The organism is Aeromonas sp. Y293-4, from assembly GCF_027705905.1.
Classification (GTDB): domain Bacteria; phylum Pseudomonadota; class Gammaproteobacteria; order Enterobacterales; family Aeromonadaceae; genus Aeromonas; species Aeromonas veronii.
The window spans coordinates 1-12,148 of the sequence record NZ_JAPDCI010000001.1 but is presented as its reverse complement, the minus strand read 5'-3'; the positions used below and the strand labels follow the sequence as shown (position 1 = coordinate 12,148).

General features: G+C 46.4%; 10 protein-coding genes. All 10 read right to left on the bottom strand.

The window, feature by feature from the left end:
* Window positions 1-79 precede the first annotated feature (79 nt).
* The gene (locus OKC31_RS00040) at window positions 80-955 is read right to left on the bottom strand and encodes a flagellar motor protein MotB (RefSeq protein WP_101529948.1); all 876 of its coding nucleotides are present in this window, start codon (window positions 953-955) and stop codon (window positions 80-82) included.
* Window positions 933-1,691 (bottom strand): flagellar motor protein, encoded by a 759-nt coding sequence (locus tag OKC31_RS00035; protein WP_005351127.1) that lies wholly within the window; start codon window positions 1,689-1,691, stop codon window positions 933-935. Before OKC31_RS00035 ends, OKC31_RS00040 begins: the two co-directional genes overlap by 23 nt.
* Before the next feature lie 1,368 nt (window positions 1,692-3,059).
* Window positions 3,060-3,347: a YkgJ family cysteine cluster protein gene (locus OKC31_RS21695; RefSeq protein ID WP_149153902.1), complete on the bottom strand. Its 288-nt coding sequence runs from the start codon at window positions 3,345-3,347 to the stop codon at window positions 3,060-3,062.
* On the bottom strand, window positions 3,341-5,050 hold the full coding sequence (locus OKC31_RS00030; RefSeq protein ID WP_201975651.1) for a hypothetical protein: 1,710 nt from the start codon (window positions 5,048-5,050) through the stop codon (window positions 3,341-3,343). Before OKC31_RS00030 ends, OKC31_RS21695 begins: the two co-directional genes overlap by 7 nt.
* 56 nt (window positions 5,051-5,106) lie before the next feature.
* Window positions 5,107-6,156, bottom strand: a complete 1,050-nt coding sequence (locus OKC31_RS00025) for a chemotaxis protein (protein WP_149153952.1) — start codon at window positions 6,154-6,156, stop codon at window positions 5,107-5,109.
* A 238-nt stretch (window positions 6,157-6,394) separates the two neighbouring features.
* The gene (locus tag OKC31_RS00020) at window positions 6,395-6,670 is read right to left on the bottom strand and encodes a hypothetical protein (RefSeq protein ID WP_234923751.1); all 276 of its coding nucleotides are present in this window, start codon (window positions 6,668-6,670) and stop codon (window positions 6,395-6,397) included.
* Window positions 6,671-7,596: 926 nt separating this feature from the next.
* Entirely contained in the window at window positions 7,597-8,952 is a 1,356-nt protein-coding gene (locus OKC31_RS00015; protein ID WP_102948324.1) for a VapE domain-containing protein, read from the bottom strand.
* A gap of 508 nt (window positions 8,953-9,460) precedes the next feature.
* Window positions 9,461-10,426, bottom strand: a complete 966-nt coding sequence (locus OKC31_RS00010) for a site-specific integrase (RefSeq protein WP_270655859.1) — start codon at window positions 10,424-10,426, stop codon at window positions 9,461-9,463.
* Between the two features lie 197 nt (window positions 10,427-10,623).
* A complete protein-coding gene (locus OKC31_RS00005; protein ID WP_227656665.1) occupies window positions 10,624-11,796 on the bottom strand; it encodes a tyrosine-type recombinase/integrase in 1,173 nt (390 codons plus the stop codon).
* A gap of 289 nt (window positions 11,797-12,085) precedes the next feature.
* Window positions 12,086-12,148, bottom strand: a 63-nt coding sequence (locus OKC31_RS21690) for an IS1 family transposase (protein WP_421288102.1), incomplete at its 5' end; no start/stop codon positions are given.

The following is a 12,148-nucleotide window of genomic DNA, read 5'->3' as shown; positions in this document are numbered from 1 at the left end:
TAAGATCTTATGGTGTTGATATTATTGAGTTATTTGTTTTTAAAAAAGAGGCTCCCGCGCGAAGCGGGAGCGGAGGGGATCAGGGCTTGAGCAGTTGCAGCGACTCTTCTGCGGCCTTGCCTTGGGAGAGGGTGATATCGACCCGGCGGTTCGCCTGGCGATGTTCGGGGGTGTCATTGGCAAAGCGGGGTTGGGTGTCGGCCACCCCCTGAGCGATGACTCGTCTGGCATCCAGCTGGGGGTTGGTCAGCATGGTCTGCACGATGGAGGAGGCCCGCAGCACCGAGAGCTCCCAGTTGTTGCGATAGAGCTCCACCGGCGCTTGGGAGTTGTCGGTATGACCGGTGACCACTACCTGCCCCGGGATGTTGGCCAAAATGCCGGCGATCTTGTTGACCAGCGGGATGAACTGGGGCTGCAGGAACGCCGAATCGGCGGGAAACAGCGCCTTCTCGCCGATGCGGATCACCAGCTGACTGCCAAGCTGCTCGACCTCCAGATCCTTCGATTCAATCTGGGCCTTTAGCTGCTGCTCCAGCTTCTGCTTGGTCACCTGCACCCACTCCTGCTCCTTGGTCTTGTGGGGCCAGGCTTCGGTGGCGCTCGGTTTTTCCGAGGCACCTATGGTCTCGTTGAAGGGGTCCGATGCCGCCATGGGGGCATCTTTCTCCAGCACAGTCTCCTCTTTCGGGCTGCTCGGCGTAGTTTTTGATTCTGGCTCGAGAATCCCTGTGCCCCCCTGCATCAAAGGTGAGCCGGCAGGCGGGGAGATGAGGCCGATTTTACCCAGCGACTCGATAAAGCCCTGGATAAGCACCCGGGTTTCGGACTGCTTTGCCATGGCAAAGGAGTAGAGCACCACAAACAGGGCGAACAGCAGGGTCATGAAGTCGGCATAGGAGACCAGCCAGCGTTCGTGGTTCTCCGGCGCTTCAGCCTTTTTCTTTTTGGCCACCGTGACCTCCCAGATAAGGTTCGAGGGTAACTTGCAGGCGCGCTTGGGATTCGCCATCCACGATGCAGAGAATGCCGGTCAGGGTCATCTCCTTGTAGTGGCGGATCTGGTGGGCAAACCCCTTGTAGCGGTTGCCGAACGGCAAGAAGATCAGGTTGGCTGCGGATACCCCGTAGATAGTGGCGATAAAGGCCACCGCGATGGCGCCGCCCAGCTTGTCGGGGGCATCCAGCAGACCCATGGCGTGGATCAGACCAAATACCGCCCCGACGATCCCCATGGTCGGGCAGTAGCCGCCCATGGCTTCATAGAATTTGACCGTCTGTTCGAGATCTTCCTGTTCAAATTCGATCTCGTTCTCCAGCACCTCGTGGATTTTGGCCTTCTCGTAGCCATCGACCATCATCTGCACCCCTTTCTTCAGGAAGGGATCCTTGATCTCCTCGATCATCCCTTCCAGCGCCAGCATACCGCTGCGGCGGGCGTTGCCTGCCAGGGTCTCCAGCAACTGTGCCTGTTCCAGCAGGTCGAGTTTGAGGGGAGAGAGCAGCCATTTGAAACGCCTCATGGTGCTGCCGACAACGGAGAAGGGGAACTGGGTCAGCGCAGCACCTATGGTACCGCCGATCACGATAAGAAATGCGGGCAGATCGAGCAGTGCACTGGGATGACCACCCTCGATCATGTTGCCGCCAAGGATGGCGATCAACGCCAGTACCAAGCCAATCAAGCTCATTTTTTACACGTCCCTGCATGTTGATAATGGCTAGTGTAGCTACTTAAGTATCAGTTTTTCAAAATGAAATCCAATCGCTGAGCAATTAATGGGCGCTGGGTAACGTCCATAAAAGAAGGCGTGTTGCGGCGATAAGATGGCATTGCAATCATCTTGTTGCTCCTGTTGTGACAGGAAGGAACGCTTGTTGGGTGGGGCAATCACAAAAGCAAGGTAGGGGGCGGGAGCTGGCAATACGAAAAGCGGTGATGTTCCATCAGGGCTTTGCAAACCGGGGGATGAGTGCGTGGATGATCTGCCACTGCGTGGCTCTGGCTCACTTGTCGGCATAGGTGTTTGCGTTTGCCGGAAAGCAAAAAACCGACCCTGAGGTCGGTTTTTTTAAATTTGGCGGTGAGGGAGGGATTCGAACCCTCGAAATCACTCACTAAATCGTTGTGAATCAACCAGTTATAGTTAAAAGCAAGTAATATCGTGCCACGATTTTGTGACAACATCAATTATATTTAATATTTCGATTCACTCCAATAAAGGTCTCCTTCTTCTGGCCATCACTGAGCATGACAGATACCGGATCCAAGACAGTTACAGACCTAGCCAGTCAAGATCACTTTCAAACAGAGCTTACAATCCACAGCATGAAGTCACGCAGTGACAGGCATAGATTCATCGTTCGTGGCGCAGTCCAAGCAATATTCATGCCGTTGATGTATGAAGCAGAGTTGGTACGGCCAGTCACATAAGGGGCGGAGCTTAAGTGCGGTGGATGCAGGAACTGAGTGCAATAAGGCTATTGGATTGATACTGCCGAAGTATAATATTTCCCTATTGCCTCTTTCATCATCAGGGGGGGATTCAATTACTGTGATCGTTAGATAATAAAACCTTATGGCTTTATTATCAGCGAAGCTTTAGTGAAAACAGACCTTGAGCACGCAGGATCACACAAGGCGAGATCATGAGAATATCTTTGTTTATTTTCATGTCTATATAGGTAATTTTACAAATTATCGGAAAATTTGACATCGCATACTCACTATTAGCCTGTATGAAATATGCACATAAATTACCCTTGCAACTCAGAAGATACATGGTTAAGTGAACATTTCAGCAACTCACGCTCTCACCCTGATTTGTCACGCTACAAACGTATAGTGCGTTTAAAAACTAGAGTTTATAATTCTGAATGTAGTGTTTAAACGATACATATGATCGAATTTTTATCTACATCAGCTAATTCGGTCGTTACACAGAAAGGTGAAGACAAAGGAATACCCCCTTCAAGCATCTGGCGAGAGCTAAATTTGCAACCAGTCAGTGGAAGAATTCTTTATTCAGCAACTCATCACGTTGATAAGAATAAACTCACTACTTCCCCCATGGAACACCATGTTCTTGTAAGTTTTTACAGATTTCTTCATTTATAACAACAAAATCCGCCCATGTTATCTGATGAGACAAATTCGCATGATAATAATCTTCAACCCTACATATCAATGGCCGAACATGATAAATGGTACAAAGATGGGTAGTGTCATCAAAATGACGACACACCCCATTTCCCGCATCCAGATAGGCGGTAACTTCACTCATGCCAACATTGCGGCAACACAGGCCACATTGATTACATGGGAAAGATTTCAACGATTTTAGCATAAGCTCTTTAGCCAACTACGGGTACTTTCGGAATTGCCAGGCTCAAATGGCAGATCAATATTTCGTTTGATAATCTCTGCATGAAGAATAAGACCACGCTCATATTCGCTATTGGTGACAGACAGTGCATCTGTGAACGCTTGTAACTCGTTAACATCCATATTGAAGTCTAGTCTTGCCAACTCGGCGAGATACATGTCCAATTTGTAATTGATTGTTTGGAATTGCTCCAGAGTTCGCTTGTAGTGGCTCTTAAATTGATTTAAGAAACTCCAAACCTTTTTCATCAATTCACTGTGATCGAGGAAGTAGGTCATACCAACGGTCATGATCCCTGTTGCCATGGCGCTCAAGAAAGCAGCTATTTCCGTGCCGAATGGAAATGTCATCACCGTGATCAGATGTTGATTTAATACTACACCGAGCGACAGTGAAACTCCCATGGAGATTAAGCGCAGCACTTCACGCGTCAGATCTCCCAACTCAAGATTTTGTGGATTGAAAAACACCAATTTGGCAACATTTACCATAGTGCCCCACATTTCACGAATAAATTTACCAAGAGTCTTACCTGTGGTAGTGAAAATATTTATAAGTGTATTTGTTATGCTGGAAAGGATGCCACCCACGGCACTGTCTTTAAAGGTGATCAGCAAGTCTTTAAATTTATCGGTTACCCGCTGCCAGATATTTTTCAGTATATTACCAATATCTGTCATGAACGATCTTAACGTGAAGTTATGTTTATTCTTATGAAAAATAACAGGAAACTGCTCTTTTAACTCGAACCATACTTCGGCCAGCACGATACCAAGCGTTTCTCTCATACCCATACGCACACCGGTGTTTATTGATGCGCACGCAGTATTAGTAAGGAATTTGCTACTGGTATAGTATGCTATATTTATGTGGTGATCATAATTTTTGCGTGCAACCTTATCTGCTGCCAGCATTTTTTGTGTATCAATGCTCTCCAGCGTAGCAATTTTTTGCTCAGCACTGTTAATTTCAGCCTCTAGCTCTCGTCTCTTATGTCGATTCTCTGGACTATCAATAGGGATCTTATCTAACCGTGCTTTAATTTTATGAATATTGTCTTTGGTTGATTCTATCTTTTGTGGGACAATTTCATTGACGAATTTTTCTACCGAGTGCTCTCGTTTGATATTATTGATGTAATAGTGTGTAGAAATGAGATTAGAATCTTGATTGGCTAGCGCGACGCCATCCACCCCTGCTAGAACTCTCCCTGCATCGTGATGTACCTCATGGGCAGAGATAACATGATCCAATTGGCGATCTTCATTCTGTCGCATAGTGTCGCCTCTATATATATCATAGAGTTGACCATCTTTATGCAAAATTTTATCCTGAGCACCACGAGCTCTGTAGTTGTCATCAGAGCGATAAATATCCTCTCTTTTAGCTTTGCTATTTTTAGAAAAAATGGTGTCGCCGTGCTCATTCTTTTTTATTGGCCGATATTCACCTTTGTTCTCATATGATATTTTAAAATCATCTGAGACATGGATATCGGTCTCCCCACGCTGCCGTTGTCTGACATTATGGATGGTATCGATGTTACCGCCTTTCTTATCTTCCAGCAGCAAAAAATCCAAACCAAAGGATGTGACTAAGCTTTTTACAACTTGCGTGTGAAGCTCAGAGGTAAAGTCAAACTCTATACTTTGTGCATTATTCATAGTCTTACCTATAGAAAAAAGCAGCGATGTAACGATAGCATCGCTGCTATTTTTAACTATTTTAAAGTTAATGCTGAATTTATTGCATCTTCATTCAATATCTGCATGCCATTGGCATCCGTATCAAATTGAGGGATATTATTTTTGTCCATGATAATCTTGCCTTTATTATCCATTTTCGGCTTGAACAGTGGAGTAGTAATAATATCAGTCAGGATAGAGGCTAACTGCATACCATTTTCAATGATTTGCAAGGCCTCTTCTTTCAGATCACCTATAGCCCCTCGGGTTATAATTTGATTGTTAATATACTTAAGCATATCAAAATATGGCGTAAACTGTTGATAGAGGTTATTAGTATGGCGATGGATTTTATCCACATAAATAGAGGTTTTTTTAAGCTGTATTTTGGCTCGCTCGAGTTTGTCCACGGCAGCATTTGCTTCATCACGAGTAGAACGAGCATCCTTTAACGCTTCTTCAGCGTGGGCGGCATAAGCCCAACCAGCAATAGCTATGATGGGGGCTGCGACCACAGACCCTAATACCATTGCGCCCCCCGCCATACCAAAACCACCGGCAGCTAGTGAACCTCCACCTATTGCTGCCATGGCAGCATTATAAGCAGCCGCACCTGAGAGAGCTGCAATCGGAGTACCGGTAGAAGCGGCCGCCAATGCCATTACTCCACCATATACGGCATATGCCGCAGCTGCACCGCCAACACCAGCACCAGCAATCTTACCTAGATATGCGGTTGTTGACATGGCTAGCTCATCTATTTTCACCAATTTATGTTTTGGTAACGTAAACTCTACGTCTTTATTATTTGCGGAATTGATTTTGGCAAGAATTTCTTTTGATAGTTTGCGAAACTCTTTAAAATCAGAGCCTATTTTTAATTGTAGAGAACCGAGCTGCTCAAGACCAGTAGTTGTTTCATTATTGATGGTATCGAACGAGCCTTTTGCTTTTTCATATTTTGAACGAGCTTCCTCGAGTATATCATTCGCTAATGATTTATCCTGATATCCATCATAACCCTTTTTTGCACCAAATCCTGCTGCTGCGATTGCAGCTGCTCCTAAGATAAATGGTAATGGCATAATATAAACTCCTTGTATTATTGATTTTCACTGGCTAGGCTGATGGCATTAGACTGATGCTCTGAGGTTGCCAAGAGTGTCCTGTTGTCGCGTCTACTATTACCAATAATGATCATGCTTTGATCACCCCTCATAAAGTCACGCACTTGATGTTCATCCGGGGGGATACAGGTACTCGACATCAGTAAAGGATGTTTTTGCTCAACAATGCCATGCCATGCTATGTTCATGTATGATTTCATTCTTTACTCGATCCGTGGATGAACCCGAGCGCACGTAGTTGGTAGAGAGCCTCATCCTGCGCACCGTTCGAGTAATCAGGCTCCTGAGTAATTCGAGCAAGCCGGTCAACCAATCTTTTACCGTTATCGTCAAGGCTAGCAGACACATCTAGCAGTGATACTGCGTAGCCTGCGTTGCAAGCGGATGCCAGCGCGGCAGCCAGCACCCCGCTGGATTTGGTCTGCGGATGTTCCTTTATAATTGCCAAAATTTCATTCAAAACTTTCATCATTATTCCTCTTACTCAGGTAATCTTGGAAAGATTCACATTCAGCGTATTCCGCATGTACGGCCCTGGGCGCGGCAAGGCAACAGGCTGGCTCTTGCCGGGTTTCCTATTGCACTCATGCTAGTAAAGCTATACCGGCGTCAAACCACGTTAGATCTGCCCCAATGAGTTCAAATTGTAACTCATTTGAGTCACAACCCTCCCGTCCGGCTTGTTGTAGCTCTGCTCCACATTGGGATGGCTACCGCACCCAACTGACAGCACTATCAGGGGATGAGTATCGCCGTAGTCATTTGGGCGCTGCTTCATGATTTTTTCAATATTACCATGGTGTTATCACCATGAACATGAGCCATATCACTACTCAAACGAATATTGTCAATGTATGACTCTGCTGTCTGGAATGGATCGAGCGGTCTGATACACCCAAACAAGGATACTGGGTGCCAATGTGGCTAATCTGCCGTTGAGTATTCAACGGCAATAAGAAAATCAGCACCGACGACCATTAGGTTGTGCAGCGTCAATTCCCAATATGCCTGCTGGGCTCTCGGTATAATGGTGATCGGAAATCTTTATGGTGTGTGATAGGTTGTTGTGATTAGGCACTGGTTAAGCCAGTCAAACCCCTCTTAATCAACCCCTGAGCCTTGCTATGACAGCGTTTGATGCAATGATGGTTAGGTGGTTAAGCACCGTTGCCGCAAAGCGTTGTGAGCATTTGAGGAGCCCATGCATATTTACTCAATGACTTTTTATATAAAAATTACTTAATCAATTAACCAAAATTCACCGAATGCCAGTAATGGCGAAGGTTTGAGGCTGGTTAAGAAGCGCGAAAACCCACTTAACCGGCGCTTAACCACTTAATCATCAGCATCCAACAGGCGGGCAGAAAAAAGCCCCACCTTATCGGCAGGGCTTGAACGTCATTTCTTGTCGATTTTGCCCATCATTTTTGGGTTAACAATGGGCAAACGGTACTGAGTTTGGTTTGAGCGCCCTTTCCTGCTCTCGATGTTTCCATCATTCGCATGCTGCCTGAGAGCTTTACCCCAGGCCCCAGCTGCGCTCAATTTCTCACCGTGCCTGGTACACAGTTCGCTTGCGATGAGCCATTCAAAATTGGAATGCTCGCTCGACAGGTAGTGATGAGCTATCAATTCATACAATGGGCCCTTGTCGGTGTGAGCATCGTTTGCCGATGCGGCCTGTGCAGCGGTCGCATCATCTAGGAACCACGACACGCCAGACTCATAAAGAGCTAGCACCTCTAGCCAGAACTGGCGCAGTTGCTCAGGATCAGTCTGGGAAAGGCGGCCCGCATTCCAGCTCCAACCCAAGATCGCATTCAAGCGATCAACATCAGCCGCTGCGGCCAGTTCGATAACCGCAAATCGGGCGCTCCCTGTTGGGTCTCTGAGGAAATCTGATCCATTAACCGTGGCAATGAATGACGTCTGGCGCTTTTTGATTGTCATGCTACGGGCATAGGGCAGGCGGAAACAGTCGCTCTCCCTGGTTAGGAACGCTTTGAGCGAGCCAGACTCATGCTTCGTCGTACTTTCCAACTCAGCCAGTTCCACAATCCACGCTGACACCGCACGGCGCACGTCATCCGGCTTGTCTGGATTAATGGAGCAATCGAGGGTCGAACCTGGCACCACGGCAGCCAAACGACTCACCCAGGCGCTTTTTCGATAGGACTGTGCCCCCGCCAGCACGGGCACCAGTTTTGAATTCCAACGTGGTTGATAGAGCGCAGCAACACACCCAACCAGCCATGCATGTAGCACCGCACTCGCATAGGCAGGATTTGCAGCATTGAGGGTAGCAATCACCGCATCGATGCGCGGTATCCCGTCCCACGGGGCTCCACGTTCGAGCCAGTGACGCACAGGGTGATAACTGTGGCGCTCACAAATCGCGATCAGGTGCTCATCAATTGCGGCATCCGGCACACCTGCCAGCTGGCAGGCATCAACCAGCGCAGATCGCTGGCCCGCCTCAGAGCCCCCCAGGCGCTCACCATCAGCCCCCGCCAGTTCCGGCTCACCCGTCATCAGGTTGTAGCGCGGCAACCATGCCTGAAATCGAATCAGGGCGCACAGATTTGCACTGGTCTTGATAGGGCGGCCAGTAGGGCCCATGTCCGGCAGAGTCAGCAGTTCACCCTGCATCACTGACCTAACAGCCTGCTGAACCTGCTCTGTGGCAACACCATCGTTCTGACCGTCATATGACGGAATATCATGCTCAACTGTTGTATTTTTATTGTTTTTCATTTTTTGTTATCCTGGGCGTTATCGCCTGATTGTTGTTATATATGAACCCTTATTATTTTCTACTTATTAATTTCATGAGCCGCTAATACATTAGCCAGCCAATTCAATTAAATCTAAAAAGTTTTTATGAATGGCATTGCGCTATAAATATGGATGACCGTCACCAATATATGTGTCAAGGTTGATCTTCCTCATACTTCGTCAGATGTCACCTTGGCACACATATGGTTCCGATGTCATTCCATATTTCCCGCTTCATGCCATCCATAAAAATGGATTCTCCACCCACTCCGTTCGCAAGCTCTCTACGGGGTTCCGGTCTCGTGCCTCGACCCATCCACATACTTACGCACTTTTGTGCGCGTAAGTATGGTTTTAAAACGCGTTCTTACGTGGTATCACGCCTCGTACTTACGTGTGTGGCAGTCGGCATTACCATGTTGTGTATTGTCAACTTCCTCCCATTTTAAAATGATTGCATTTAGATAATTCGCCCTGAGTTTTTTGACTATGATAAATCATTCCCACTGGATTCATTTTTCCCTCTGCGTATGAATGCGGCCAATCCTCTATTCCCCACAGAATTATTATTGACCTGATTTATTACTGGAGACTCAGGCTTGATATAATGTGTATTATCCGCTGATAGCTGACTGTGAGTCATACGAATTCCGCTTAAATCGGCATCAGCAGGGCAGCTAGGCAGTCGCCCACCTCTAGCCAATTTCCTATTGCCATAACGGTCAACAGAGCCAGTGGCCTGATAGCCCATCAAATATGCAATACGTTGGCGGTCCATTCCGGAACCTTTGAGCTCAGAGCCGAGCTGGTGACGCCAGCTATAAAATGTGGGTAGAGCCCTACGCCTAGGCCATAGTTTTTTACCAGCAGCCCGCAGCCTGTCCTGCATCACACCAATGTCTACTCGTTTCGCCTGCATGACACAATATCTGAGCAGGCCAGAATCGATGCCATCCAACAGTAAAGTGCGGTCTGCCCCCCGTTGTCCGCTATGGCTTTTTTTAGCGCCCGTCACAATAAGCCGATTTCCATCCACTCTCAGACCTGAAAGCTCTGCGGGTCTAATACCTGCGTTTTTAAAAATGAGGATGGCAGAAACCATACTAATGTCACCACGCTGGTTAAAATATGATTTCAGAGCATCCTCATCTGCCTGATTGATCGCCCTCGCGCGGGGCTGTCTGGATTTTTTTGATAAATTACTACCATGTGCAGTCACAGGGTTTTTCGCCCTCCGAATACGCTCGGCAGCATCAACATAGCCCAGCATATTCTGGTGATATGCCAGAGCACATCGCAGTCTCCGCCAATACCCTGGTCGGTAATCTGGTGCACAGGCTAGCAATTCATTAGAAATATTTTTTGCCGTGAGTGGTATCGCCCTATTTTCAAGGCGTTGGTAAAAAAATTCAGCCAGCTTCGTATACTCAAACTCAGTCTTTTTGGTAGTCATATATCTCCTAGGGCTCTTTTCGGCCCCTATTTAAATCTATTATCTTAACGCAACAGTTATGAGCGCCAGCCATATAGGATAACACCTCACGTAACGTTTATCGTAAAATGATAGTGAACGGTATCACTACAATAATTGAATTATTGCATACAGTATTATATCGTGGATTTGTTGTTAGTTAAATAAAACCACTTGACCTATAAGAATATATTGTTTTTGTCTACTCCCCATCGCTGGCTCAATTTATGTATAGCTGCCATCCGCCTATCATCCATATGTAATGTAGATGAGCTATTAACGGAAATATCGTGTATTCTCGAATCACTATCGTCTATAGACGCAGTGTCTGAACCATAACACTGATGAGACTCGTCGGATTTAGCTATCGTAGCTGGTTCCAGTTTCGTAAAACCATTAAAACAGCGGTCCAGCACAGTATCCTCAACGGCATCATAATCAGGTGCATCCTCTACAATCCATTTCCCGTAGTGCCTATATATCATGGCGGTACTGGTTAGCCCCATTTTACGGGCAATCCGCTCTACAGAGACGCCCGCAGTGAGCATCTGACTCGCATAGGTGTGGCGGAATTGGCTAGGCCCTCGATAGCGTACAGCTACTCGTTCACAATAGGGCCTAAAAAATGCCCCCCGAAAATCGTCAACAGAGACATAGGGCCGATCTTCTTCCTGCGAATACGCCAATAAGGTTCTATACATCTGTAAAGATTTTTTATTGTCCGCTTGTAATACAGTAATTAACTGAGGTTGTCTTTGATGGGCATACTCAACCAGTGTTTTGGCTGCGCTCAGAGTCCAGCCACACAGTTCAATGACCCGTTTTGACTCCCTGGTTTTTGGGATTTTAAATTCCTTATCCACCAGCGCTAAATCGATAAACAGCTGCTGCTTATTCAGATCAATTGACTCGACAGTAAGAGCCATGAGTTCGCTAATTCGCAGCCCAGTACCGATTCCCAGGGTGATTAATGCCACCTCAATCGGATAATGCTCCTCGCAACTCCTCAGAGCCTGGATCTCATGCTGTAAAAATGGATCGGGATCGTTGGAAGATGTTTTACACGTTTTTATATTTTGTATCGGACTCATGGCAATCAGCCTATCGTCCACAGCCCGAGTGAATATCTGCCGCAAGATTGAGAGATAGTGATTTACAGTTTTGTTACTATATTCCTGATGCAACCTAGCCAAAAAGAGGCCCATGTCGGTTGCGGTCACATCAGAGATAATCTGCCTACCAATCCATTTATTCAGCTGTTCAGATTTGCGACGAAAAGCCTTAAATGTAGCTGGCGCATATGCCGGCTTCATAATAAGAACATTATTTTTTAGTGCCACTTCAATCGTCATTGCCATCCTGTTTTTTCTATACGCCATTAACTCCATCCTCATGTCATTTGCGGTGAGACTAACCGCATCAAAACGACATGTCAACATGCAAAATCACATTTTTTCAGGCTTGTCAATATCCATTTTTACTAATATTTCAGTGGAATTTAAGACAGGTTATTAGATATTCCTAATGTGCGTCATTCATCACCAGAAAAAACAATATAAATAGTCCAGATGAAATTATTTATATTATTTGATAATCTTATTCTGGACGGTGAGGGAGAACAAATTTAGGTAATGACTCCAATCAGTTGAAATGGTGTCTTTCTATAAAGGCACCAATCACTTTCTCGTGGAGCTCAACGGAACG

Coding starts and splice junctions, on each gene's coding strand:
- OKC31_RS21695 (WP_149153902.1), bottom strand. CDS start 3,347: ATGCTAAAATCGTTGAAATCTTTCCCATGTAATCAATGTGGCCTGTGT.
- OKC31_RS00030 (WP_201975651.1), bottom strand. CDS start 5,050: ATGAATAATGCACAAAGTATAGAGTTTGACTTTACCTCTGAGCTTCAC.
- OKC31_RS00025 (WP_149153952.1), bottom strand. CDS start 6,156: ATGCCATTACCATTTATCTTAGGAGCAGCTGCAATCGCAGCAGCAGGA.
- OKC31_RS00020 (WP_234923751.1), bottom strand. CDS start 6,670: ATGATGAAAGTTTTGAATGAAATTTTGGCAATTATAAAGGAACATCCG.
- OKC31_RS00035 (WP_005351127.1), bottom strand. CDS start 1,691: ATGAGCTTGATTGGCTTGGTACTGGCGTTGATCGCCATCCTTGGCGGC.
- OKC31_RS00005 (WP_227656665.1), bottom strand. CDS start 11,796: ATGACGATTGAAGTGGCACTAAAAAATAATGTTCTTATTATGAAGCCG.
- OKC31_RS00015 (WP_102948324.1), bottom strand. CDS start 8,952: ATGAAAAACAATAAAAATACAACAGTTGAGCATGATATTCCGTCATAT.
- OKC31_RS00010 (WP_270655859.1), bottom strand. CDS start 10,426: ATGACTACCAAAAAGACTGAGTTTGAGTATACGAAGCTGGCTGAATTT.